At 63.4% G+C, this 25,597-nt stretch carries 22 protein-coding genes; 7 read left to right on the forward strand and 15 right to left on the reverse strand.

Going from position 1 to position 25,597, the window contains the following annotated elements:
• Window positions 1-134: 134 nt before the first annotated feature.
• Genes RXV95_RS06320 through RXV95_RS06345 form a run of 6 tightly spaced genes read right to left on the reverse strand, consistent with a single transcriptional unit; the run spans window position 135 to window position 7,516 of the window.
• Window positions 135-779, reverse strand: a complete 645-nt coding sequence (locus RXV95_RS06320) for an isochorismatase family protein (RefSeq protein WP_338468161.1) — start codon at window positions 777-779, stop codon at window positions 135-137.
• Entirely contained in the window at window positions 779-2,002 is a 1,224-nt protein-coding gene (locus tag RXV95_RS06325; RefSeq protein WP_338468162.1) for a CoA transferase, read from the reverse strand. Before RXV95_RS06325 ends, RXV95_RS06320 begins: the two co-directional genes overlap by 1 nt.
• Entirely contained in the window at window positions 1,975-3,849 is a 1,875-nt protein-coding gene (locus RXV95_RS06330; RefSeq protein WP_338468163.1) for a hydantoinase B/oxoprolinase family protein, read from the reverse strand. The genes RXV95_RS06325 and RXV95_RS06330 overlap by 28 nt, the downstream gene beginning before the upstream one ends.
• 3 nt (window positions 3,850-3,852) lie before the next feature.
• A complete protein-coding gene (locus RXV95_RS06335) occupies window positions 3,853-5,910 on the reverse strand; it encodes a hydantoinase/oxoprolinase family protein (protein ID WP_338468164.1) in 2,058 nt (685 codons plus the stop codon).
• On the reverse strand, window positions 5,910-6,839 hold the full coding sequence (locus RXV95_RS06340) for a hydroxymethylglutaryl-CoA lyase (RefSeq protein WP_338468165.1): 930 nt from the start codon (window positions 6,837-6,839) through the stop codon (window positions 5,910-5,912). The genes RXV95_RS06335 and RXV95_RS06340 overlap by 1 nt, the downstream gene beginning before the upstream one ends.
• A complete protein-coding gene (locus RXV95_RS06345) occupies window positions 6,839-7,516 on the reverse strand; it encodes a GntR family transcriptional regulator (protein WP_338468166.1) in 678 nt (225 codons plus the stop codon). The genes RXV95_RS06340 and RXV95_RS06345 overlap by 1 nt, the downstream gene beginning before the upstream one ends.
• Before the next feature lie 138 nt (window positions 7,517-7,654).
• Between RXV95_RS06345 and RXV95_RS06350 the strand changes: the two genes are divergently transcribed.
• Window positions 7,655-10,171, forward strand: a complete 2,517-nt coding sequence (locus RXV95_RS06350; RefSeq protein WP_338468167.1) for a TonB-dependent receptor — start codon at window positions 7,655-7,657, stop codon at window positions 10,169-10,171.
• Between the two features lie 649 nt (window positions 10,172-10,820).
• Here RXV95_RS06350 and RXV95_RS06355 read toward each other — a convergent pair.
• From RXV95_RS06355 to atpD, 9 genes are read right to left on the reverse strand one after another with little or no spacing between them, the layout of a single operon-like run.
• Window positions 10,821-11,687, reverse strand: coding sequence for a F0F1 ATP synthase subunit gamma (locus RXV95_RS06355; RefSeq protein ID WP_338468168.1), 867 nt, complete (start codon window positions 11,685-11,687; stop codon window positions 10,821-10,823).
• Window positions 11,680-13,218, reverse strand: a complete 1,539-nt coding sequence (locus RXV95_RS06360) for a F0F1 ATP synthase subunit alpha (RefSeq protein WP_338468169.1) — start codon at window positions 13,216-13,218, stop codon at window positions 11,680-11,682. Before RXV95_RS06360 ends, RXV95_RS06355 begins: the two co-directional genes overlap by 8 nt.
• Window positions 13,205-13,963, reverse strand: coding sequence for a F0F1 ATP synthase subunit delta (locus RXV95_RS06365; RefSeq protein ID WP_338468170.1), 759 nt, complete (start codon window positions 13,961-13,963; stop codon window positions 13,205-13,207). Before RXV95_RS06365 ends, RXV95_RS06360 begins: the two co-directional genes overlap by 14 nt.
• Window positions 13,964-13,977: 14 nt before the next feature.
• Window positions 13,978-14,220, reverse strand: a complete 243-nt coding sequence (locus tag RXV95_RS06370; RefSeq protein ID WP_338468171.1) for a F0F1 ATP synthase subunit C — start codon at window positions 14,218-14,220, stop codon at window positions 13,978-13,980.
• The gene (locus RXV95_RS06375; protein WP_338468172.1) at window positions 14,217-14,918 is read right to left on the reverse strand and encodes a F0F1 ATP synthase subunit A; all 702 of its coding nucleotides are present in this window, start codon (window positions 14,916-14,918) and stop codon (window positions 14,217-14,219) included. Before RXV95_RS06375 ends, RXV95_RS06370 begins: the two co-directional genes overlap by 4 nt.
• Window positions 14,915-15,190: an ATP synthase subunit I gene (locus RXV95_RS06380; RefSeq protein ID WP_338468173.1), complete on the reverse strand. Its 276-nt coding sequence runs from the start codon at window positions 15,188-15,190 to the stop codon at window positions 14,915-14,917. Before RXV95_RS06380 ends, RXV95_RS06375 begins: the two co-directional genes overlap by 4 nt.
• On the reverse strand, window positions 15,187-15,510 hold the full coding sequence (locus RXV95_RS06385) for an AtpZ/AtpI family protein (protein ID WP_338468174.1): 324 nt from the start codon (window positions 15,508-15,510) through the stop codon (window positions 15,187-15,189). The genes RXV95_RS06380 and RXV95_RS06385 overlap by 4 nt, the downstream gene beginning before the upstream one ends.
• On the reverse strand, window positions 15,507-15,956 hold the full coding sequence (locus tag RXV95_RS06390) for a F0F1 ATP synthase subunit epsilon (RefSeq protein ID WP_338468175.1): 450 nt from the start codon (window positions 15,954-15,956) through the stop codon (window positions 15,507-15,509). The genes RXV95_RS06385 and RXV95_RS06390 overlap by 4 nt, the downstream gene beginning before the upstream one ends.
• Window positions 15,953-17,374: a F0F1 ATP synthase subunit beta gene (gene atpD, locus RXV95_RS06395; RefSeq protein ID WP_338468176.1), complete on the reverse strand. Its 1,422-nt coding sequence runs from the start codon at window positions 17,372-17,374 to the stop codon at window positions 15,953-15,955. Before atpD ends, RXV95_RS06390 begins: the two co-directional genes overlap by 4 nt.
• Window positions 17,375-17,801: 427 nt before the next feature.
• Here atpD and RXV95_RS06400 point away from each other — a divergent pair, with 427 nt between their 5' ends.
• From RXV95_RS06400 to RXV95_RS06425, 6 genes are read left to right on the forward strand one after another with little or no spacing between them, the layout of a single operon-like run.
• Entirely contained in the window at window positions 17,802-18,092 is a 291-nt protein-coding gene (locus tag RXV95_RS06400; RefSeq protein WP_338468177.1) for a PepSY domain-containing protein, read from the forward strand.
• A gap of 9 nt (window positions 18,093-18,101) precedes the next feature.
• Complete coding sequence (locus RXV95_RS06405; RefSeq protein ID WP_338468178.1) at window positions 18,102-18,776, forward strand: response regulator transcription factor; 675 nt, start codon at window positions 18,102-18,104, stop codon at window positions 18,774-18,776.
• Window positions 18,773-20,122 carry an ATP-binding protein gene (locus RXV95_RS06410; RefSeq protein WP_338468179.1) on the forward strand — a complete coding sequence of 450 codons (1,350 nt, stop codon included), beginning with the start codon at window positions 18,773-18,775 and terminating at the stop codon, window positions 20,120-20,122. The genes RXV95_RS06405 and RXV95_RS06410 overlap by 4 nt, the downstream gene beginning before the upstream one ends.
• Complete coding sequence (locus RXV95_RS06415) at window positions 20,119-21,453, forward strand: TolC family protein (RefSeq protein WP_338468180.1); 1,335 nt, start codon at window positions 20,119-20,121, stop codon at window positions 21,451-21,453. Before RXV95_RS06410 ends, RXV95_RS06415 begins: the two co-directional genes overlap by 4 nt.
• Entirely contained in the window at window positions 21,444-22,475 is a 1,032-nt protein-coding gene (locus RXV95_RS06420; RefSeq protein WP_338468181.1) for an efflux RND transporter periplasmic adaptor subunit, read from the forward strand. Before RXV95_RS06415 ends, RXV95_RS06420 begins: the two co-directional genes overlap by 10 nt.
• Window positions 22,472-25,513 (forward strand): efflux RND transporter permease subunit, encoded by a 3,042-nt coding sequence (locus RXV95_RS06425; RefSeq protein WP_338468182.1) that lies wholly within the window; start codon window positions 22,472-22,474, stop codon window positions 25,511-25,513. Before RXV95_RS06420 ends, RXV95_RS06425 begins: the two co-directional genes overlap by 4 nt.
• The last annotated feature ends 84 nt before the right edge of the window (window positions 25,514-25,597 follow it).

Here is a 25,597-nt window from a genome sequence, read left to right on the forward strand (position 1 = left end):
TTCTCAGTGGAAATTTATGCCTCTCCCGGGTCAACTCTCAACGGAAATCAACAGCTGCGGAACTCGTCCGCGACTGGATTGCAAGGCAGGCCTAAGCGGGGTTGTCGCCGCTACCCGCGACTTGCCTACGCCTCCTAGGCGCTACTGGTGGAATCCGCTTTTGCCGAGGCAATGACGGCGAGCATTGTCATTGCTTCCATGGAGTCGATCACTTCGGCATACTTGGCTTGAAGGTCTTCGAGATTTGCCTCATGCGCGGAAGGGCGTGTGTCGGCGCAACCGTCGCTGACGACGAACGGTATGAAGCCATACTGCAGGGCATCCAGCGCGCTTGCACGCACGCAACCCGAAGTCGAAAATCCCGTCACAATCACGGTATCCACGCCGCGTTCGCGCAAGTCATCGGCAAGTCCGGTGTCGAAGAATGCCGAGGGGTACTGCTTGGTGATGACTACATCGCCTGGCGACGGCTGCAGATCGTCGGGAAACCGGGCAAGAGGGGAGCCCTCGACAAAAGCTTGCAGCGCGGGAACCTTGCGGAAGAAGTGTCCGCCATCGGACCCGTCCGGTTTGTAGGTTACGCCCGTGAAGACCACAGGCGCACCCGCGCTTCGCGCTGCCGCCACCAGTTTCTTCGTAACGTCCAGGGCATGCGCGGCACTGTCTGCGAACAGCGGCGAGGACGGATCGAGATAGGCCTGCACCATATCCACGATCAGAAGGGCAGGGCGCTCTCCGGGCTGCAGATGACCCGAAAACGGCGCATCGTCCAAGGACATCAGATGGCGCCTTGCGCGGCAAGTTCCGCCAGTTTGCCGGCGTCGTAGTTCAAGAGCCGTCCGTAGACTTCTGCATTGTCCTGTCCGATCGAGGACGGGGCAGGGCGACGTACTTTGCTGGGCGTGTCCGAGAACTTCGGAAAGGCGTTCTGCATCTTCAGCGGACCCCAGCGTTCGGTCTCTACTTCGACGATGGCATCACGTGCGGCGAAATGCGGATCTTCGAGCATTTCAGGTGCGCGGTACATCTTTCCCGCCGGAACCGAATGTTCGATCATCAGCGCCTCGACTTCGGCGACGGTAAGCGTTGCCGTCCAGTTCTCTATCAACTGGTCCAGCTCGACCTGGTTGCGGCCACGCGAAACGTGATCGTGATAGCGTTCGTCCTTTGCCAGCTCGGGCCGCCCCATCGCCGCGCAAAGCCGCGTGAACACGGCGTCCTGGTTCGCGCCGATCAGGAACTCGCCATCCTTGCAACGATAAACGTTGGAGGGCGCGATGCCGGGAAGGACGGAGCCCGATCGCTCGCGGATGTACCCCGAGCGATCGTATTCCGGGACCACGCTTTCCATGACCTGCAGGACGGCTTCATACAGCGCGCTGTCCACGACCTGACCGCGTCCGGTTCGGTCGCGCGCCTGCAGCGCTGCAAGAGCGCCCATGCAGCCATAGGTTGCCGCCAGCGTGTCGCCGATCGAAATACCCATCCTGCTTGGTGCCCGGTCGGGGTCGCCCACTATATAGCGCCAGCCTCCCATTGCCTCGCCGATGCCGCCGAAACCTGCGCGAGCCGAATAGGGGCCGGTCTGACCATATCCGGAGACACGGACGATGATCAGCCGTGGATTGATCGCGTGAAGCGCTTCCGGGGACAGACCCCATTTTTCCATCGTTCCGGGCTTGAAGTTCTCGATCAGGATATCCGCTTTCGACGCAAGCTCGCGCGCGATCTGCTGTCCTTCGGAAATACGCAGGTTGGCGGTGACGCAGAGCTTGTTGCGGGAAACTACTTCCCACCACAGCTTGTCTTCGCCGCGCCCCCAGTTGCGCATGGGATCGCCGATCTCCGGCGGTTCGACCTTGATGACCTCGGCGCCCATGTCTCCCATAAGCTGTCCGCAGAACGGCCCGGCGATGAGCTGGCCCAGTTCGATGACTCTGAGGCCTTGCAGGGCGCCCTCGTCCATCGGGCTGGTCATCGGGTCGTCTCCGTCTGATGCCATTTCGGCTGGACCGGTGCCGGCAATCCGGTTTCCTGCTGGCAACGGGTTCGCAGAACCGCGATGCCCGGACCGAAGTCGAACAGCGGAAGGTCGGCGCGGCTGGCTTTCATTTCAGCTCTCAATTTCTTTGTTTCATCTTCGTTTACAAGTCCTTCGGAGGTCACGCTCACGCCATACGCGCGGGAACCTTCGGCCGTGCACAGCCCTTCGCGTACTTCGCGGGCGACGAGAGCCGGATCGCGTTCGAGTGGATCGCCCCAGCCGCCGCCACCCCAGGTAATGAAGTGCAACTGGTCACCAGCGCGCACTTCGACGTCCTCGACCTTGTTGCCGACGATTTCGGTCGAACCATCCGCACGTTCCATGATCTTGCGAGCGCGCATGCCGGGATGGCCGCCATTAACCCCCCAGGGCGGTACGAACCAGCGATCATCGTGGATGGCAATGCGCCCATCGGCAAGGAAGCGATAGGTCATGTGGATGCCGTTGCCGCCGCGGTGAAGCCCCGCGCCGCCGCTGTCAGGTTCGGTTTCGTAGCGTTCTATGCGAAGCGGAAAGTATCGCTCGAGAAATTCGTTGGGAACATTGGTGAAGCCGGGCCACAGCGAATGACCGTCCGGTCCATCGCCAAGCGGCCGGCCCGGAATGCCGCCAAATCCAATCTGGAACAGCTGGAACCAGTCGCCCTTGGCGTCGAGGCCGGAATAGAAGAGGTGCGGGGAAGAACTGAAGCCTGCGGCGTTGAGGAACTCGGGCGTCTTCTGGCCGAGCAATCCGCCAAGAATGTCGAATATCCTTCCCAAAGCATGTGTGCGGCCCGACAAGGCAGCCGGGAACTTGGGCTTCAGAAGCGATCCATCGGGAATGCGAACGTCGATCAGATCGTAGAAGCCGTCATTGAACAGGATCTGCGGATCGAAGACCATGATCATGTAAATCCCGAAGAACATCTTGAACATGTTCTCGTTGAGATAAAAATTGATCGAGGCCGCGCTTTGCGGATCGGTCCCTTCGAAATCGAGAATGACCCGATCCCCGTCGCGCCACATCGTGCACTTGATCCGGTACGGGCCGAACCCCATGCCATCGTCGCAGATGTAGTCTTCGAAGCTGACCGGCTCCTCGGCAACGGCCATGGCTATGAGAGACTTCATCGCGCGGTGGTTGCGAGCCAGCAATTCCTGCGTCGCGGAAACATAGACGTCATCTCCGAAGCGTTCCGCCATCTCGATCACGCGGCGCGCTGCGACACGGCAGGAAGCCACCAGCGCATTCAGGTCGGCAAGGCACCAGTCGGGCTTGCGCGTCTGGTGGAGGACCAGTTTCATCAGGTCTTCGTTGTATTCTCCCTTTTTCCAGAGCTTGACCGGCGGAATCCTGACACCTTCCTCGAAGATCGAGTGCGCGTTGATCGGCATCGAGCCCACGACCTTGCCGCCTATGTCGCTCTGGTGGCCGAACATGGCGGTGTAGGCCAGCAAGCGTCCGTCCTTGAAAACCGGCAGCAGCACCAGCCAGTCGTTGGAATGACTGATCGCCCCTTCGCAGCTGTATGGGTCGGAGAGGAAGATCATGTCTCCATCCTCGATCGTGCCTTCGAAGGAATCGAGGAAGCCGCCGATGAAGCTGCCGAACTGGCCTACGATCATCTTGCCGGACGGATCGGCGATCAGGGGAAAGGCGTCGCCCTGTTCGCGGATGCCGGGCGACATGGCCGTCCTGACCAGAGTCGCGTCCATCTCTATGCGTGCGTTCCGCAAGGCGTTCTCGATGATGTCGAGCGTTACCGGGTCGATCTCGACACGACCGAACGGCGCGGGATTGGTTTCAACGATCCGAGCGGGCATCGTTCAGGCTCCTTCGACCGGGTTGATCAGGATGTTGCCGACAGCGTCGACTGTCGCAACGCAACCGGCTTCGACCAGGGTGGTGGAATCCATTTCGGTGACGATGGCCGGTCCGGGAATGACGTCTCCAGCACGAAGCTTCGCCCGGTCATATATGACCGCCTGCTGTTCGCGGCCATCCATCCACAACGCATGATCGCGGATCTTTGCCGCGGCAGGATCGCCGTTTCCGCGCTCCAGCGCCGCAGCCGATAGCTCGGGCGCCTGGCCGAGGGCCACGGCTCGCAAGTTCACGATTTCGTGCGGCGTATTCATGTTGAACGTGAACAGCCGCAAATGTTCCGCATCAAAACGTTCGACGATGGCCTCAATGCCGCCTTCGCGCAGCGTGGCCTGGTCGATCGTCAACGGCACTTCAAAAGCCTGGCCTGCATAGCGCACATCGACTTCAAACAGGCTGGTCATGGCGTCTTCGGCGATTCCGTCAGCTGCGAGTTCGGCCCTTGTCTGGGCCGACATTTCGTCAAGCAGGGCAACAAGTTCTTCCGCTTCGGTATCTTGCGCCAGGCGGCTGAAGCTGCGCGCCGTTTCGGTGCGCATCCGCGTGGTTGCGTCGCCCAGAGCGCAAAGCACGCCGGGCGAGACTGGCGATATGGCCGGCCAACTGCCCATCAGCCTGGCAACGGCGTTGACGTGAAGGGGGCCGGCGCCGCCGAAGCCCATCAGCGCGAAATGTCGCGGATCGTAGCCCTGTTGCACGGAAATCATGCGCAGGGCGCCGAACATGTTTTCGTTGACGATGTCGATGATGCCTCTGGCGGCCGCCATCAGGTCGACGCCCAACGCATCGGCGACGGTCTGGACCGCCTTCTTCGCGCCTTCGCGATCAAGTTTGAACGAACCGCCCAACAGGTCTTCGGGAAGATAGCCGAGCACCACATTCGCGTCGGTCACGGTTGGTTCGGTCCCTCCCTTGCCGTAGGCGACCGGGCCGGGCACCGCGCCGGCCGATTGCGGGCCAACCCGCAATGCCCCGGTAAGTTCGGGGACGTAGGCGATCGAACCGCCGCCCGCGCCAACCGTCTTAACATCCAGGGCTGAGGCCCGCACCGAAAGGTGGCCGACTTCTGTGGTCCGCTGCCTGCGCGGCTCAAGGTTCTCGATGAGCGCGACGTCAGTGGACGTACCGCCGACGTCCAGTGTCAGGATGTTGCGCAGGCCTGCGTTCCTGGCCACCCAAAGTGCACCGGTCACGCCGCCGGCTGGTCCTGACATCAAGATGTTGACCGGATGTTCCTCGGCCTTTTCCGCAGACATCAGGCCGCCGTCCGATCTCAGCAGCGACAGCTTTCCGGTTATGCCTTCGTCCTGAAGACGGTTGCGCAGATTCGCCACGTATTTGCCAACCACGGGCCTGACCGCCGCATTTGCGACCGTCGACAAGGTCCGCTCATATTCCTGCATCTCGGGGAGCACCTGATGGCTCAGCGAAATGGGCACACCGGGCAGTTCTTCAGCCGCGATTTCTCCGATCCGGCTCTCGTGCGCGCCGTTTACATAGGCGTTGATCAGGCTGATCGTGATGGCTTCAACACCATTGTCGCGCAGCTTGCGCAATGCGGACCGGACATCGTCTTCGTCGATCGGGCGGACCTCCGATCCGTCGGCCGCGATCCTGCCCTTGACGGCTACCGTGTCTTCAAGCGCTGCTAGTGGTTGCGGCTTGGGCCAGATGATCCATGCCGCCAAACCGCCCGGCACGTAACTGCGCGCAATCTGCATGATGTGACGGTAACCTTCGGTGGTGACTAGGCCGACACGCGCACCTTTGCCTTCAAGTACCGCATTCGTGGCGACGGTCGTGCCGTGCAGGAAGTATTCGATTTCCGACGGGTTGATCCCCGCCTTCGCCGTGATCGCGCCGACGCCCTCGAGGATGCCCTCGGAACTGTCATGCGGCGTCGATGGCGTCTTGTGGCGCCAGAAAGCGCCGGTTTCGTCGTCGAAAAGCAGCAGGTCGGTAAATGTCCCGCCGACGTCAACACCGAGCCGGTAACGCATCAGGCAATTTCCTTTCCATGTTCCATCCGTGGCGGGAAGGGGCGAGCCCGGGAAACCATTGCTGGCAGATCCTTGCCCATGATTTGGCCGAGCCAGCCGTTGATCTCGATTAGCGCATCGAGGTCCAGGCCAGTCGAAATTCCTGCTCTTTCAAGCATGTAGACAACATCTTCGGTTGCGACGTTGCCGGCCGCGCCCGGGGCGAAAGGGCACCCGCCAAGGCCGCCGATCGAGGCATCCACGATGCTTGCACCGGCACCTGTCGCCGCCCAGACGTTGGCAAGCCCGGTGCCCCTGGTATTGTGGAAATGAACCCGTACCGGGATCGGAGCGATTGCGCGGCCAACGCGTTCTACCAATCGTGAGACATGGGCAGGGTTTGCAACGCCGATCGTATCCGCCAGGCCGATCTCGACGGGACCGGACCGCGCGATGGCTGTTGCCATTGCCAGGATGCGGTCTTCTGCCACTTCTCCTTCGAACGGACAGCCGAAGCTTGCACCGATCGTGACCTGCCCGGTGAGGCCAGCCGCCTTCGCGCGCTGGACGATCTCGCAGCTTGCTTCGACTGAGCCGTCGCTGGTTTGCCCCTGGTTCGCCATGGCGAACTTGTCGGTAGCCACTGCCACTGCGCCAAGCTGGTCGATCCGGCCGGTGGCGACGGCACGTTCCGCGCCGCGCAAGTTCATGACGAGACCAATGAAAGTCACGTCATCGCGTTCGGGCAGGTCTTCGCAAACGGCTTCTGCATCGGCCATCTGCGGAACCGCTCGCGGATTGACGAAGCTGGTCACCTCGATCCGCCGAGAGCCGGCGGCAATGGCCCGTTCGATAAGCGACAGCTTCGCGGAAGTGGAGATCACGGCCTTTTCGTTCTGTAAGCCGTCGCGTGGGCTTACTTCGACCATCTCGATGTATTTTGTATACATTATTCAGCGACCTCGCTGATCGGCTCAAATGCAGGGCGGGACTGATGCGCATCGGCATAGGCATGAAAGGCGCGCCGGATGTGCGCAGCCATGACGGCCTCTGCCCAGGCGCCGTCCCGGCGTGAAAATGCGGCTATCAGTTCCTCATGCTCGCTATACGAGCGCAAGAGCTCTTCTCGCCCGTAGTGGTAGGCTGTGCGCCACACGACAGGCTGTTCGACGAGGGTGTTCAGCAAAGCCTCGAGTCTGCGCGATCCGGCGGCCGCCAGGATGATGGCATGGAATTCCCTGTTGCCGTCGAGGAAGCCCAGGGTGTCCGGTTCGGGCTGGTTTATGGCTTCGCGGATAGCCGAGTTACAGGCGCGCAGCCTTTCAAGCGTGCCGTCATCCATCGCCATTGCTGCGCGCCTTGCCGCAAGCGATTCGACCATGGCTCTCAACTCGAATGTGTCGGCGACGTCCTCCAGGGTCCAGTCGGCAACGAAGGTTCTTTGCGCTTCGTTGCGCTTTACGAAAAGTTCTGCCTCCAGCCTTCGGAGTGCTTCGCGCACCGGGGTGCGGGAAACGCCGCAGCGTTCGGCCAGCGCCTCTTCGCCAAGCTGGGAACCTGGCTGGAGCTCTCCGGACAGGATCAGTGCGCGGATCAGTTCATAAGCCCTTTCGGATGCGCGCGACACGGTCCTCTCCAAAATCCTTGACCAAACCGGATTGTATACAATAGGCTGCGATTCTAGCAAGCCGCAACAGGCAATCCGGACAGCTTTCAGGGGAGAAGCTGCGGCGGGCATGCACTCAAGACCAACAGGGGGTCTTTCATGCGTTCCACTAATTGGTTGATCTCGGCGTCGGTTGCCGTTTTTGCAATGACCGGTTCTCCGGCGATGGCGCAGGATGCAGGCGCTGCGGCGACGAATGATGGCGATCCTTCGGCAATCATCGTAACTGCGCGGCGGCTTAGCGAGCGTTTGCAGGACGTGCCGGCCTCGGTTTCCGTCCTGACGGCGGCCGACCTCCAGACCACGGGGGCAGAACGGGCGCAGGACTTCGTCCAATTGACGCCCGGCGTCACCATCGTGACGGGAACCGCCGAAGCGGGCGATACCCAGATCAACATTCGCGGCATCAACGGCGCGCGCGATGCGGAAAGTTCGGTCGCCCTTGTGGTGGACGGAATTCTAAAGACCAATACTGCTCAGCTGAACCAGCAGCAGGGTACGTTGCAGCAGGTTGAAATTCTCAAGGGACCGCAAGGTGCGATCTATGGCCGCAATGCGGCTGCTGGCGCGATCGTGGTTCAGACGTTGAAGCCTGGATCGGAATTCGAAGGCGCCGCCCGCGCTTCATATGGCGAAAACAATACCTTCATGGGAACCGCTTACGTCGCGGGTCCGCTTGCCGACAATGTGGGCGCCGTTCTGTCGGGTTACTATTCTTCGACCGACGGATTCTTCAAGAACATCTATCTCAATGATTCCAGCACGGTAGACCAGAAGAAGGACTGGTCTGTCGACGGTCGGGTGATGGTAGGCCGCGACACCGCGACGCAGCTGGATATCAAGGCTCGTTACGGCGAGTTTCACGGTGCATCCCTGCCGTTTAACGCCGCGTTCCATTTACCGGGGTTCGCTGCGGTGAACCCTGCCTTCAACGAGAATGTGAACGCTCATCCGTTTCATTTCTACAACAACATTCCGGCGACCAACGACCAGACGAGTTTCGATGTGTCGGCCAAGCTCGATCAACAACTGGGCGGGATGAAGCTGGTTGCCTGGCTGCTCTATTCCAACGTCAAACAGGATCTTGTTGCAGATGGAACCTCGGCGGACTTCGGCCGCTACATTAGCGCAGTAGATCCAGCAGTTGATTCATCGGTGAACGCTTGTTTCAATTCGACTGCGGCGCTGACCGGATTTCCGGTCAATCAACCCGCCTTCATCGGTCAGATTCCGGTGCCGTTCCTGTTCGCGCCGGCGAATGGATCGACCTTCGGTCCTTACAGTCCGACGACATGCGACGGTACACAATACCAGGTTCGTAATCAGGAGGACATAAGCGGCGAAATCCGGCTGATGTCCGATCACGGCGGCCCCCTGCAATGGCAAGTGGGAGCCTATTACCTGCACATCAACCGCAAGGTCGGTGTGAGCCTTGGCGCCGATAGCGGGCAGGGCGTAATCAAGCAGCTCTACAATCCGCCCACCTCGGTGAATCCGACCTCGCTGCTACTTGCGGACAATTTCAAGACCGACGTTTACGCAGGCTTCGGTTCGCTTGAATGGAAGCCTTCTGCGCAGTTTCGCGCGGGTCTTGCGCTGCGTTATGACATCGAAGACAGGAAATCGGCATCGCTCGTGCCGACTGCGACGGATCCCTTCACCGGCGGCCCTATCAATCCGGGGCAGGCATTCGGCCCGCTTACGCCGAAATCGGCTCGGTTTGAACAGTTCGAACCCAAGATCACTTTGAATTGGGAGCCTTCACCCAACGTGAACCTCTATGCCAACTGGGGCATCGGCTTCAAATCCGGCGGGTTCAACAACCAGGGTTCCGCTGCGTTGATCGATGCGAACTTCAACCAGTTTATCAATGCGGGCGTGACGATAAACGACCAGTACAAGAAGGAGTGGTCGAGCGCCTGGGAGGCGGGCATCAAGGGCAGCATGCTCGACGACCATCTGACTTTCGATCTTGCAGGATATTATACCCGCGTTCACGATATGCAGTTCTTCGAGTTCTTCGTCGGAAGTTTCGGCCTGCTGCGCGTCGTTTCGAATATTGACCTTGTCGACATCAAAGGCGCGGAGGCGAACGTAACCGCCAGGCTTATTCGTAACTGGAAGGTGTACGGCTCACTCAACGTTACCGACAGCAAGATCCTGAAGAACAGCTCGCGGCCCTATACGGTTGGCAACAAATCACCCTATACCGCCGACTACACGATCAACCTGGGCACGGAACTCGATCCTGATCTGACCGATACGATCAAGCTGGTCGTGCGAGCGGATTACCGGATCACCGGGCCGACCTGGTTCCATACGGTTCAGAACCAGACGCGGCCGACACTGTTTTCCGGACTTCTGCCCATTTCCGCTCTGGCCCTGCCTTCGTCCGTAGGCGATGCGAACTTCGCGGCGGCCCGCAGGGATGCCTTCGGTGTCCTGAACCTTCGCGCCGGCCTGAAAACCGATCACTTCACCATAACGGTATTCGCCGACAATGCTCTCGACCGGAAATACATTGCCGAGGCCATTCCGGCGATCGAGTTCGGCGGATCGTTCATCTCTCCGGGAGCGCGCCGCACCATCGGTGTGGAAATCGGAGCAAAGTTTTGAGAAACCAAGCTGAATGAGCCCTAGGTAGCACTTGCAAAGGGCGCTCCCTCAACCTCGATCAGACAAACATCGTATCTGACGTTAATGGCATTTGCGATGCATCTGATCGAGGATGGGGGCGCAAGGGTAGGGGGCATTGCACTTAGGGGGCGTGTCAGAAGAATTTCACCCGGGTGCACAAAGGGTAGGGCTGGGCCATGCCCCGTCGTCGAACGCGGGATTGATATCTGCCACCAAACCGTGCGCTATTGGTGGACCAGATTAGGGCCGATGTTTGCCGTTGACCCCAATGCGATGCAGTGCTTCCGGTGGATGAAGACGCTGCAGAAATTCGCTTCTGTTCACGCATCGATCCTCAACCACTTTTCACAGGAACGCCATCTCGTCAGCAGGCCGCTTTCCGGGAGCCTTGCGTTCGGTTGAGCGCAGTTTTCATCCGACCGACACCTCCCGCCGGAGGATACTGCCCTCGGGATGTCCCCTTAGAAGCGGACGACAGGTCAGCATATTCATGTTTCCGTCCCCTGTTCGACCTTCCGGCGGTTCGTGCAAAGTCGCCGTTTTATTACACAAGTGTTTGTTAAAAAGCAAAAAAACATCTTTAGGCCAGATCAATAAGCTCGCAATCGTCCCAAATTTGGACGATGCCTTAATGCCGGCCGGCTTGCGATCCGGCCGCCAGTTCCACGACTTCTTCGGTAATCTGCTCCTGCCGCAGGCGGCGGGCCTCTGCGATCAGCGTGTCGTGCCTTTGCGCGATGTTGTTCCGGGCAGCCGCCATGGCGAGCATCCGCGCTTCGTTTTCGGCGGCGAACGACATCACCGCCGCTTCGCCAAGTTCTGCAAAGACATATTCGTCCACCAGCCGGGCGAGCAGGTCGGGCGCGGAAATCTGGATCAGCGGAGGGGCGCTGCTGCGCACTTCGTGAAAGCGCAAGAAATCGAATGGCAACAGGCGACGGTTGACCGTTCGTTGCGCCTCTCCACTTTCCGCAGGCAGCTGGTGGACGATGTAGAGTTCGGTTCCCGGACGCCCCGAAAGGCGGTTGAACAGGTTGTCTGCCAGCCGGTTGGCCAGCGTCGAGGTTTCGTCGATATGGGCGGCCATCGGCAACGACCAGGCGGGATCGAATGCACGTTCGCGGGCTGCGGCAAGCGCGCGGTCGCCCACTATGACCAGTTCAGTGTGGCGGTCACCCGGCGCCTCCAATAGGGCGGTAGCGGCGTTCAGTACCTTCGTGTTGAACGCGCCGACAAAACCGTGTTCCGATCCGAAAGCGATAACGGTGCGCGATTGCGCTTCGTCCTCTCCAGCAAGCCGGGGCGCCGTCGGGAGCAGGGCGAGTGCCTGCGCTATGGCGGCACCGACCGTACCAGCATAGGACTGGACGCCTGCCAGCCGCCCCGCGGCTTCCTGCAACCGCGTGGCAGCGATCGCGCGCATCGCGCCGACGACCGATGAAAGCTGGCCGACGCTTTTGATCCGCGCCTCTATCGCGTCCAGCCGCTCAGCCATCGGCCAGTTCCGTCACCAGCGCGGCGAGCGCGGAGAGCGTCTGGTCGTCCAGCTTTTCGCCGCCCTCGATCCTTGCGGCAAGGCCCGGCATCCGGGTTGGCAGCGTTGCGGCAATCCGTTCGCGCAGGACGGGAATTGCGTCGGGCGCAACGGGGTCGAGCGCGCCTTGTCCAAGCGCGGCGAGAAGCGCGACTTCGGCCTCTACCGGCATGGCCGCGAAACGGCTTTGCACCAGCACTGCGCGAATGCGCTCTCCGCGCGTCAGGACAGGGCGGAAGCGCGTATCGGTTATGCCACCGAAGCGCGTGAACATTTCAAGTTCCTGGAATTGCGCGTAATCCAGCCTTACGCGCCCGGAAACCTGGCGAAGCGCGGGGCGCTGCGCCTTGCCGCCGACTCGGCTGACGCTGAGCCCGACATCGACCGCCGGGCGCCGGTTCGCCGCGAACAGCTTTGAATCCATCACGATCTGGCCATCGGTGATGGAGATGAGGTTGGTGGGAATATAGGCGGAAAGGTTGCCGGCATCGGTCTCCGCGATCGGCAGTGCGGTCAGCGAACCGCCACCCAGTTCGGGCGCAAGCCGTGCCGCGCGTTCAAGCAGGCGGGCGTGGAGGTAGAAGATGTCGCCCGGATAGGCTTCACGCCCCGGCGGTTCGCGCGTCAGCAACGCCAGTTCGCGGTGCGTTGCCGCGTGCTTGGTCAGGTCGTCGATCACGATCAGCGCATGCCCGCCCTTGTCGCGCACGTGCTCTGCCATGGTGAATCCGGCAAAGGGCGCGATCCATTGGAGGCCCGGTGCCGAGGCGGCGGGGGCGATGACGAAGATGCAGCGTTCGAACGCCCCGTGGGTGCGCACCGCTTCGATGGCGCGTTCGATCGCCGAGGCTCGCTGCCCTACCGCGACGTAGACGCAGACCATGTCCGAATGCTTCTGGTTGATGATCGCGTCTAGCGCGAGCGATGTCTTGCCCGTTGCGCGGTCGCCGATGATCAGCTCTCGCTGTCCGCGTCCGAGCGCGAACAACGCGTCGACTACCAAAACACCGGTTTCCACCGGTTCACTTACCAGCGCGCGCTCGATGATCGCGGGGGCGGCGCGTTCCACCGGCATCCAGCCGTCGGGCCTGATCGGGTCGCCTTCGTCCAGCTGTCGGCCCAGCGGATCGACCACGCGGCCAAGCAGCCCGTCGCCAACCGGCACCTGCACGACTTCGCCGGTTCCGGACACGCGCGTACCCGCTTCGATCGCGTCGGCTTCATCGAGGATGATCGCACTGATCGTTTCCTCGTCGAGCGCGAGGGCAAGTCCGGTCTTGCCGCCTTCGAAGTGCAGCAGCTCGTTCAGCCGGACGTCCGGCAGGCCGGAAATATGCGCGATGCCATCGCCCACCTGCACCACGGTTCCGAACGAGCGGGCCTGCGGCGCAAGGTCAACCGTGGCGAGGGCGCGGCGTCCCTGCGCAAGCCAGCGCGCGTCTTCCGCCGCGGCTGGCGCGCCGCCTTCTGCGCGTTCCTTATCCCCCTTCATCGGATTGCTCCGGTTCCGCCGCGAGGCCGGCCGCTATGCGACCGAGCCCATCGCGCAGGCTGGCATCGATCTCCACGCCGCCCCCGGCCAGGCGCAGGCCCGCAATCAGCGCCGGATCGACACGCGGGGTAAAGCTTGCCTGCTTGCCAAGGTTCCGCTTTATCATCGCGTCAAGCATGGCGCCCTCCGCCTTGTCGAGCGGCCTTGCCACGGTAAGCTCCGCCCGTGCCGGATCGCCCGAGATGGCATCGCGCGACGGTTGCGGAAGTGCCTTCAATGCCTTCTCGAAGCCATTGAAAAATGAAGAAACTGGCAAACCCCTTGCCGGGCCTTCCAGCAGCTTATGCGCGATGTCGATAGCCAGCGCATTGGCGCGGTGTCCGACGCGTGCATTCTCCGTGTGCTTCAGCCGGGTGATCTGCTCTGCCGCTTCCGACCTTTGCCGGGCGATCTCCGCCTCGGTATCGCGGAGCAGAGCCGCGCGCTGCTTTTCGGCTTCCTTGCGCGCATCCTCGACTATCGCCTTGCGGTCTATCACTACGGAATCGCGGCGCGCCTGTGCCTCGCGGTCTGCCTGTTGAGCCGCGTCTCTGGCGCTGGCCGCATCATCGAGCAGCCTCTGCGCCTCTGCCTGCCGCTCTTCCACGATCCGGGCCATCGGACGGAACAGGAAGCGCCCGAGGATGGCCACCAGCACAAGCAGGTTGACCGCCTGCAGCACCAGTGTCCACCAGTCGATTTGCATGACTGCCGTGCCCCTTACTTGATGTAGGGATTGGCGAAGAGCAGAAGCAGCGCGACGACCAGGCAATAGATCGCCATGGTTTCAATCATGGCGAGGCCGACGAAGAGCGTGCGCGCGATGGTGCCGTCGGATTCTGGTTGCCTTGCGATGGCGTCCATTGCCGCGGCAACGGCGCGCCCTTCGGCCAGTGCGGGGCCGATTGCCCCGAACGAAACGGCCAGCGCAGCGCCGATAATGCTGATTTCCTCGGTGGTCATGCCTCGGTTTCCTCTTGCGGGTCTTCTGTCTGTTGGGACGTGTCGCGCACCGCCGCGGCGATGAACACGGTTGAAAGAATGGCGAAGATGTAGGCCTGAACCGCGCCGGTCAGCAGTTCCAGCGCCATGAGCGGGATCGGTACGAGAAGTCCGGCCAGCGACAGGACGATGCCCACCACGAACACCCCGCTCATCACGTTGCCGAACAGGCGCACCAGCAATGAGAATGTGCGCGTCACCTGCTCCACCAGGTTGAGCGGGGCCATGATCCAGCTCGGCTCTGCAAACGTGCGCAGGTATCCCAGCGGGCCGTTTGCGCGGATGCCGTGCCAGATGGTTGCGAAGAACACGATCAGCGCCAGCGCGGCGTCTGTCTCGATCCGCGATGTCGGCGGGTGAACGCCGGGTATCAGCGAAGACCAGTTGGCAGCGAGGATGAACAGGAAGATCGTGCCGATCAGCGCGCGATAAGGTGCCGGATCGGCCTGAACGATGTCGGCGATCTGGCGGTCGAGGGCGCGCGTCACCAGTTCGAACGCCGCCTGTGCCTTGCCGGGGCGCAGCTTCAGCCGCCGCGTGACAAGAAGCGAGCCAAGCATCATCGCCGCCATGATGCCCCATGTCGCGATCACCGGCGCGGTGATGGGCACGGGGCCGGCATGGAACAGCGGCTCCATGACAAGGGGTGAACCCTTCATGGATCGCGCCTCGCCTTGCGCAGGACTGCTGCGCGTGCGGCGAAAAGGCCGACGGACCCGGCCAGCAGCGGCCACGCGCCAAGCCGTGCAAGCAGGAACAGGCCGCCGGCGAGAATCGCAAGCCGACCGAATTGAAGCAGGACGGCGCGCGGTGCGCGGCCTTGCGCATAGTCCTGCGTGACTGTGTGCAGCGATGAGAAATGAATCCATCCCAGCAATGCCCCGCCCAACAGTGCGGCGGCGATGGTCAGGGCGGGGGTGAGCGCGATCATAGCCGCCTCTGCATCCAGCGCCATGCCGACCACATGCCCAGCCCGGCGCCGATCATGAAGAAGGGGGGCGTAAGCGAAAGGCCGGTGCCGAAATACCAGTCGAGCCAGCGTCCGGCCACAAGGCCCAGCAGCATAGGCGAAACGGTTATCCAGCCGAGCACGCCGATCTGCCCCAGCCACGTGCCCATGGAGGGGCCGGGATCGGCGCGGTGGCGCCTGTCCCGGCTGCTGGCCTTGTGCACGGCGCGCGTCATCGGGTCGCCGGGGGGCGGTGTCGACGAAGACGGAGGCGTCGACGATGGCGGGGGCTCGGCCGTCATTGCCCCGGCTCCCGGAACATCGATTCCAGCCCGTCACGCGCGTCCGGCACCAGAAAGCGCATCAATTGTCGCACCGCGCGCGCGTGCAGTCGCATCTGTGCGACGCGGGCCACGCGGTCGGCATCGGTTTCGGCTTCGCGACGGGCGGCGATTCCGGCTTCAAGCTCTCCCAGCCGGTCCCCCAGCAAGGCTTCGCGGCAGGCGATGGCGACGTCGTGCCCGTTACTTACGCTGAGCACGCCCGCGCGCACTGCGCAGAAATGGGCCGTCCGGTCCTTGTCTCGCCAGCGTACCACCGAAGGTGGCAGTACGGTCAGGAAATCCGCATGTTGCGGCAGGATACCAAAGCTGCCGGTCTCGTCGCTTGCCTGCACCGAGACGACACCTTCGGCATCGACCACGCGCTCGCGCGGCGTCGAAATGGTAAGGTGCAGCCCGCCGGTCATCCCGCAGCCTTTTCCTTGGCGCGTGCATCGTCAAGCGTGCCGACCATGAACAGGGAGCTTTCGCGCCACCCGTCGCATTCGCCGTCAAGGATCGCGCGGCATCCGGCGATGGTGTCTTTCAGGGAAACCTGCTTTCCGGCAACGCCGGTGAAGGCTTCCGTCACGACGAAAGGCTGGGTGAGGAAGCGTTGCAGGCGGCGCGCGCGCTCCACGGTCCGGCGGTCCGCCGCGCCAAGCTCTTCCATGCCCAGCAGCGAAATCACGTCCTGCAATTCCCGATAGTGCTCAAGCGCGCGGCGCACATCCATGGCGACCTGCGCGTGTTCGTCTCCCACGATCAGCGGATCGAGCAGGACGGAGGACGAGCCAATCGGGTCGATCGCCGGATACATCCCTTCGGCAGCCATTGCACGCGAGAGGACGACCATCGAATCCACGTGTGCGGCGATGGTCGTGACGGCGGGATCGGTGAAATCGTCAGCGGGAACATAGACCGCCTGGATCGCGGTGATCGACGCTTCGCCAACCGACGCGATCCGTTCCTGCAACGCGGCGACTTCGCTGGCAAGTGTCGGCTGATAGCCCACGCGCGAAGGAAGGCGTCCAAGCAGGCCGGAAACCTCCGCACCCGCCTGGACGAAGCGGAACACGTTATCCATCAGCAGCAGCACGTTGCGGTGCAGCGTGTCGCGGAAATATTCGGATACGGTAAGCGCCGTCATCGGCACGCGCCAGCGCGCGCCGGGCGGTTCGTTCATCTGGCCATAGACCAGCACGGTTCGCCCGATCACGCCGGATTCGCGCATGTCCAGCAGCATTTCATGCCCTTCGCGCGAACGCTCTCCCACACCGGCGAACACGGAAATGCCTTGATATCCGGTCACCATCGCATTGATGAGTTCCATCACCAGCACGGTCTTTCCAACGCCCGCCCCGCCGAACATCGCCGCCTTGCCGCCGCGCGCCATGGGCACCAGCAGGTCGATCACCTTGATGCCGGTGTGGAACAGATCGCCTGTCGCGGGTCGCATGGCCAGCGGTGGCGGTTCGCGGTGGATCGGCCATCTGGGCGTGTCCTTCGGCAGGGGCGGGCCGTTGTCGCCCACCGCCCCGGTCACGTCGAGCAGGCGACCCAGCACGTTTTCGCCCACCGGGGCGGTAAGCGCGGCCCCCGTGGCGCGAGCGGGATCGCCGCGCTTGAGGCCCGATGTGGGCTGCAGCGCGATGCAGCGGACCGTCCGTTCGTCCAGATGGGACTGGACTTCGGCGATCACCGTGCGCCCGCCCGGTTCCCCGACTTCGATGGCCTGGTCGATCGCGGGGAGGGGTGGGCGGCAGAAGCGGACGTCCAGAACCGCGCCGCGCAGGGATGATACCGCGCCACCGGCCAGAACCTCGTCACCTTCGACAGTCTGCATTGCCGGCAATCTCCGCCAGTCCGTTTCAGAGCGTATTATCGAATGGCGGTGATCCGCAATCCTTGATGCGGCGCAAGCGCGCGGCAAAACCGGCGCACAATCCTCCCCGGGGTCCGAAACGGGTTAATTTCGCGGCCGGCCTGCGGTAAAAGCCCGGATATGAAGCCGCAGGCAGATTTGCAGCCGGGTTGCGCCGCCCTGGCCGAGTGGCAGAGCCTCGTGGGGCAAGGCTTGGTGCGGGCAAGGGGCCGTCTGACCAGCGGAGAGCGGTTTGGGTTAGACTGAAAGCTCCGGCATGCGCCATCCGGGGGGATCGAGCCGCGCGGCGTTCAAGGTTGCCAAATTGTATCCCCCGTTCAAACTCCAATGCACCTATAGGCGGGTAATCCACTGGGTATGCGATTACGCATTCTGATGGAGAAAACCGATGAACCAGATTTTGAAATGGACCCTCCTGCCGCTCGCCTCCACGGCCATTCTGCTTTCCGGCGCGGCGAATGCGGCGCCCGCGCCCAAGGTGTCCAAGGCAAGGGCGCAAGTCATTGCGCTGAAGGCGGCGCCAGGCAAGATCGTCGAGTCCGATTATGAAAAGGAAGACGGTATCTGGCGTTGGTCTTTCGATATCCGGCAAGGCAAGCGCATTCACGAAATCGGGATCGATGTCATGACCGGCAAGATCGTCGAAAGCAGCTTTGAAACCCCTGGCGACAAGGACTGATCGGAGGCCGTGCGTATCCTGGTGGCCGAAGACGAGCCGGAAACCGCGCAGTTCGTGGCAAACGGCCTCCGGGAACACGGGCACAACGTGCTGCTTGCGAGTAGCGGCCCCGATGCGCTGCACTTCGGTCTTACCGAAGATCTGGACCTGATGATCCTTGACCGCATGCTGCCGGAACTGGACGGGCTATCCGTCCTGCGCCGGCTGCGGGCGGCGGAGATCATGGCACCGGCGATCATGCTGACGGCCCTCGGCCGGATAGAGGACCGCATCGAAGGACTGGATGCCGGTGCCGACGATTATCTGGTCAAACCGTTTGCCTTTGGCGAACTGTTCGCGCGGGTTAATGCCCTCAGCCGCCGCGCCGCGCCGCAAGAGGCGGTTACGCGGCTGGTGGCAGGCCCGATCGAGATGGACCTGCTGCGGCGTGAAGTGCGGCGCGATGGCGCGCCTGTCACGCTTCAGCCGCGCGAATTTCGCGTGCTGGAAGAGTTGATGCGCCATCCGGGCGAATTCGTGACGCGCACGATGCTGCTCGAAAGGGTTTGGGATTTCCACTTCGACCCGCAGACCAAGATCGTGGAAACGCACATCAGCCGGTTGCGTTCGAAGCTGAACGAAGGCGGGTTGCCGGACGTCATAGAAACCGTGCGCGGTGTCGGTTACCGGATGCGCGAACAATGAAAGTGTTGTTCAGGAGCGCTGCATACCGGATTGCCTTCATCTCGTCGCTGGCCTTTGCGCTGGCAACGGTGTGCCTGGGCGCGGCGGTCTATCTTGCTGCGCACGAGGCGTTTTCTCGCCAGTTGGACGCAAGTATCGAACAGGCGACCGGCGCGCTCCTCACCGAAATGCATGACGACGGAATAGGCGGCCTGCGCGAGGCCGTGGCCCAGCGCGATGCGACGGGGCCCGATGCCCTGGGCTATGCCCTGTTCGATCCGGCTGGGCGCAGGGTCGCGGGGCAGATGAACACGCAACCGACGCCGCCCGGCTGGCACCGGATCACTTTTATCGATCCTAAGGAAGGGGCCGACCCGGCCCGCGCGCTGGTGACCGATCTTTCGGACGGCTATCGCCTCGTCGTCGCGGCGGATCTTGAACCGCTGGAGGAGATCGACCGCACGATCCTGACCATCTTCGGTGTCGCCTGTGTGGCACTGGTGGGGATCGGTGCGCTCGGCACGTTCTTGCTGGGCGGCTATTTGCGCCGACGATTGTCGAGGATCGAGGATACCGCCTCGGCCATCGTCGCCGGCGATCTGACACCGCGCATGGAGATCGGGCCCGCGGACGACGAATTCGACCGCGTCGCCGCCTCGCTCAACGCCATGCTGGACCGGATAGAGGGGCTGGTGGCCAACCTGCGGCAGGTTACCGGCGACCTGGCGCATGACATGCGCACACCGCTTGCCCGCCTGCGCAATCGGCTCGAGCTTCTGCTTGATCGCTCGAACGATCCGGAATGCCGCGAGATCGCGGAGGATGCGGTCGACCGCGCGGACGATGTACTCCGGTTGTTCGAAGCGATCCTGCGCATATCGGAACTGGACGGAAGCGATCTGCGGCATCGCTTCACGCCGGTCGATCTTGGCGGGCTGGTGACGGAACTGGGTGAGATCCACGCCCCTATCGCAGAGGACGCGGGACGGTCGCTGGTTTGGGCGGGCGCACCGGGCTGCGTCGTCAGTGGCGACCGCGAACTGATCGCGCAGGCGCTTATCAACCTGATCGAGAACGCCTTGCGCCACACGCCGCCGGGCAGCCGGATCCGTCTGGCCGCATCGTGCGACGAACGAGCCGTGACGGTGAGCGTTTGCGACAACGGGCCGGGCATTCCGCAGGCAGATCGCCGTCGCGCGTTCGAACGCTTCGTGCGCCTTGAGGCGTCGCGTTCGACGCCGGGGCACGGCCTGGGTCTCAGCCTCGTGCAGGCCATTGCCCATGCCCACGATGCCACCATCGCCTTGCACGACGCGACGCCCGGACTGGACGTTACGCTGCACTTCAAGCGGAGGCGGGACACATGAAACGATACGCTCTGCTTGCCCTGCTGTTGATCGGCGGCTGCGCACACTATCGGCCAGTGCCGCTCGATCCGGGGCAGGAAGCGCTCACGCCGCCGGTTGCATCGGTGCTGGAGGAAAAGGCGGACAGGATCAGCCGGCCCTGGCTTGCGCCGGTCAAGCTGGACTTGTCGGCGCCGCTCACACCCGATGCGGTTGCGACGCTGGCGGTTGTCAACAACCCCGATCTCAGGGCCGCGCGAGTCCGCGCGCGCGTTTCGGACGCGCAGGTATTCGCGGCGGGGCTGCTGCCCGACCCCTCCATCAGCCTTGGCGCAAGCAAGGTGCTGCACGGGCCGGACCCGATGATGGACCTGGCCAGCGCCTTCGCGCTCGATATCGACGCGCTGCGCACCCACGGCGTGACGCGCGAGAAAGCGAAGGCCGAAGCGCGGCAGGTGCGGCTCGATCTGGCGTGGCAGGAATGGCAGACGGCCGGTCTGGCGCGGATCGAGGCGGTACGCACGCAGGCGTTGGACCGGCAGGCGACGCTGGCTCGCAAGTCGGCCGAAGCGTCGCAATGGCTGCTCGAACGCACGCAGAAGGCCGCGGCGCGTGGCGACGTTTCGGGTGGCCGCCTGCAGGCCGCGCGGGTCGCGGCGCTGGATGCTTCCACCAGGCTGCGCACGGCGGAGCAGGATCTGTCCACAGCCCGCAGTGCCCTGGCGAGGCTGCTGGGATTGCCGCCGGGGACCGTGCCGGAACTGGCCGCCGCGCCGTTGCCGGATGCACCGCCCGGTGCCGATGCACTGTTCGCTCTCGCGCGTCGCAACCGTACCGACCTGCAGGCGCTTCAGGCCGGCTATGCCGCGCAGGAAGCGGCGGTCCACAAGGCAGTGCTCGACCAGTTTCCGACGCTCAACCTTACGTTCAATGCCAACCGCGATTCGGCAGGCAACACGCTGGTCGGCCCGGCGATCGATTTCACCCTGCCGCTGTGGAACCGCAACCGCGGAGGAATAGCTGTCGCGCGGGCAACAAGGGCGGCGCTCAAGGCCGAATACGGTGCGCGCCTGTTCCAGACGCGGTCCGATATCGCTGCCGCCGAAAAGGGCATCGCGCTCGCCTTTCGCCAGCGCGCCGAGGCCGAAAAGGGGCTCGCAACCTTGCGCGCCTATGCAGAGGCGTCAGGCCATGCCGCCAGTCGCGGCGATATCAGCGGGGAAACCGCCATCGTCGCGCAACAGGCCTTGCGCGACCGGCTGACGCAAATCGACCAGAGCGAGCAGGCGATCCGTGAACAGATGATCGCGCTAGAACTGCTGACGGGAACCCCAAGGAAGGCATGGAAGTGATGATCCGCCGCTATACTCTGTCACTATTGCTTCTTCTGGCCGCCTGCTCAGGCAGCGCGGACGGCGGCAACAGTCAGGCGAAGCCGGTGGCGCTGGTTTCGCTCGCCACTGCGACCAGGGACAACGTCGAGCAGACGCTTACGCTCTACGGCGCGGTTCAGAAGGACAGCACCGCCCAATACGCTTTGTCCACGCCTTTGGAGGCGATCGTGGGCGAGATTGCCCGGCCCGTCGGCAGCACGGTCAGGCAGGGTGACGTCGTGGCGCGGCTCAAGCCCAGCCCGCAAAGCCGGGCCGCGATGGCCAAGGCCGCCGCCGACGCCCGCACGGCAAACCAGGCCTATGCCCGTGCCCGGCGCCTGCGGGCGGACGACCTGGCGAGCGATGCCGACGTAGAAAGCGCACGCAGTGCCGCCGTCGCCGCGAAAGCGCAGCAAGACGCCATGATGCTGGGCGCGCGCGATCTTACGCTGCGGGCCCGGGCTGCGGGCACCGTGGAATCGGTGCCGGTCAATCCCGGCGATCTGATCGCGGCGGGCAGCACGGTCGCGACGCTTGTCCGTTCGGGGGCAGGGCGGGCCGGCTTCGGCATCGATCCTGCGGCCGCGATCCGGATCAGGCCCGGAACGCACATACGCGTGGGTGCGGCTTCCGGTCGGCCCACGCTGACGGTCCCGGTCGAAAGCATCGATTTGACCGCCGATCCGCAGACCCGGCTGGCATCGCTCTATGCGCGCATCCCCGCACAGGCAGGGTTGGGGGCGGGCCAGCCGCTGACGGCGCAAGTGCCGCTCGCCACAAGCACCGATGCGATTACCGTTCCTTATGCGGCGCTGCTGGACGATGGCGGGCAGCCCTATGTCTATGTGGTCAAGGGCGGCGTTGCACACCGGCATGATGTCGTCACCGGCCCTTCGAATGGCCAGCGCATCGCCATAGAGAAAGGGGTGGCGCCGGGCGAAAAGGTCGTCACGGCAGGTGGCACCGCGCTTGAGGATGGCATGAAGGTGCGCACCAAATGAGCACCGGACTGGCCCGGCACGCCCGCGCGCTCTGGCTGGCGATGATCCTGCTTACGCTGGGCGGGGCCATCGGCGCGCTGAATCTGCCGGTCAGCCTGTTTCCGCAGATCGATTACCCGCGCGTCGTCGTGTCGATCGACGCCGGAGAGCGCGATGCCGCGCAAATGGAAGCGCAGATTACCCGGCCCATGGAAATCGCCTTGCGCGGCGTGCCGGGCGTTACCCGCGTCCGCTCGACGACAAGCCGGGGTTCGGCGGAGATCCAGCTCAATTTCTCGTGGGGTGAGAACATGGCCCGCGCCCTGCTGGCAACGCAGGGCGCGCTGTCCACTATCCAGCCCGACTTGCCCGCCGGGACGCGCTACAGCGCGTGGCGTGCCGACCCGACCGTATTCCCGGTTTACGGCATCGCGCTGACATCCAGATCGCTCGACCAGGAAGCCTTGCGCCAGCTTGCCGAACTGAAGATCCGGCCTGCGCTGACCGGCATTACGGGGGTCGCGGCAGTGGACGTGCTCGGCGGCTCGCCGCGCACCTTCGAAGTCGATGTCAACCCTTCGCGGTTGACGGCTCTGGGGCTGAGTCCAACGGACGTGGCGACCGCGCTCGGCAAGGCCAACGTCGTGCGCGGCGCGGGGCGGATCGAGGATCGGCACCGGCTCTATCTGGTGCTGGTAGAAAACCGGCTTGCCAATGCCGCGGACATTGCCGCGACGCCGATCAAGGCGGGGAGCGGGGGAAGCGCGGGGCTTGTGACGGTAGGCGATGTCGCGACGGTCCAGTCCTCCGTCACGCCCAACTACACGCTGGTGACGAGCAACGGCCAGAATGCCGTGCTGGTCAATGTCCGTCAGACGTTCAGCGGCGATACGGTCCAGGTCGTAAGGGACGTTTCTGCCAAGATGAAAGCGCTGGGCCTGCCGCCCAGCGTGAAGGTGTCGCCATTCTATGACCAGTCCGAACTGGTGACGGGGGCCGCCAATGCGGTGCGCGACGCGATCCTGTTCGGCGCGGTACTGGCAGGCCTGGTCCTTTTCGTGTTCCTGCGCTCGGCCAGGCTGATGGCAATCACGGCGGCGGTCCTGCCCGCGGTGCTGGCGGGCACATGCCTTATTCTGTTCGCCATGGGCATGCACTTTGACATGATGACCCTTGGTGGCATGGCCGCTGCCGTGGGCCTTATCATAGACGATGCCGTTGTCATGCTCGAACACATGATGCGGCGCATGCAGGAAGGCGCGGCCAGTGATCCGCCGGGGTTGCTTGCCGCCGCCGCCGAAATGGGAAAACCGCTTTTCGGTTCGACCGGCGCGACAATCGTGGTTTTCCTGCCGCTGGCCTTTATCTCCGGGGTCACGGGCGGCTTTTTCAAGGCGCTGGCGGTGACCATGGTGGCGGCTCTCGCCATTTCGTTGATCTTTGCGCGCTTTCTCATCCCTCTGGCTGCCGCCTACTGGTTGCGTGAAAAGGACGCGGAGGCGGCGGAAAGCGCCGGGGGGCTGCTGGGGCATATGATCACGGTCTATGATCGCGCCGCACACCGCCTTCTTGCACGGCCGGGGCTGCTCGTCATCGCCTTGCTCGTGGGGCTGTCGGCAGCGGGCTTCTATTCCTATCGCCACGTCCCGTCCGGTTTCATGCCGCATATGGACGAAGGCGGATTCATTCTGGATTACAAGGCCCAGCCGGGCGCGGCATTGAGCGACACCAACCGTCTGTTGAAGCAGATAGAACAGATCATCCAGTCGACGCCCGAGGTGACCAGCTATTCGCGGCGAACCGGGGCGCAACTCGGCGGCGGGCTGACCGAATCTGACGAGGGCGATTACTTCGTCCGCCTGAAGGGCGGATCGCGCCGTCCGATCGACGAAGTGATGGCCGAGATCCGCCGGAAGATCCAGACAAGGGTTCCGGGTGTCGAAATAGAGACGGCGCAGTTGATGGAGGACCTGATCGGTGACCTCACCGCCGTTCCCCAGCCAATCGAGATCAAGCTGTTCGGTGACGATCCCGCGGCGCTGGCAAAAGCGGCGAAGCAGGTCGGCACGGCGATCGGCAAGGTCCTGGGCGTTGTGGAAGTCGTCGATGGCTTGCGCGTTGCCGGCGACGCGATTTCCGTCAAGGTCGATCCGGGTGCCGCGCTGCAGCAGAATCTCGATCCCGATGCGGTTGCCAAACAGCTCGAGGCGCTGGTCGGCGGCGCATCGGCCACGCAGGTCCGCGTTGGGGAGCAACTGGTGGATGTGCGGGTGCGCGGACCGGGATCGCTGCGACAGCGCGCCGACGAGATTGCGCAAATGCCGATCACCGCGCCCGATGGTCACACGGTCCGTGTCCGCCAGATCGCGAAAGTATCGATCCTGGCCGGCCAGAAGCAGCTTACGCGTGAGGATCTGGCGCCCTTCATCGACGTGACCGCGCGACTGGAGGGGCGCGATCTCGGGTCTGCCATGAAGGAGATTCGCAAGACCGTCTCCGCGCTTTCCCTGCCGCCTTCGATCCGTGTCGATTATGGCGGGCTCTATGCCCAGCAGCAGAAGAGCTTCAGGGATCTTGCCATGGTCTTCGCCGCAGCCCTGCTGCTTTCGGCCTTGCTGCTGACCGTGCTGTACGAACGGATCGCGTGGACGCTTGCCGCGATGACGACCGTGCTGCTTTCTGCCGCCTGCGTTTTGTGCGGGCTGTGGATCACCGGCATCGAACTCGATATCTCGGCGCTCATGGGGCTAACCATGGTGGTCGGCATGGTTAGCGAACTGATCGTCTTCTTCTTTGCAGAGCTGGACACGGACAAGCCGGTAGATCTGGCCGCCCTGCAGGAAGCGGGCCGCAAGCGCCTGCGGCCGATCCTGATGTCCGCACTGATCGCGATTCTCACGCTCAGTCCACTGGCGCTGGGGTTCAACCGGGGTGCGGGCCTTCAGCGTCCGCTGGCCACCGCGATCATCTTCGGCCTTACCGCCGCCGTGCCGCTGGTTCTGCTGTTCCTGCCCGCTCTTGTCGCGGTTCTGACCCGCCGTCCGCAAGCGAACGGCTGATATTCGGGGCAAGGCGCAGTCGGTCCGGCCATTGTCCCTGGCCGGATCGCGGCCGCGGATGCCGTGCTGTCGGGGGCTATGGCA

Source organism: Novosphingobium sp. ZN18A2 (genome assembly GCF_036784765.1).
In the GTDB taxonomy this organism is placed as follows: Bacteria; Pseudomonadota; Alphaproteobacteria; order Sphingomonadales; family Sphingomonadaceae; genus Novosphingobium.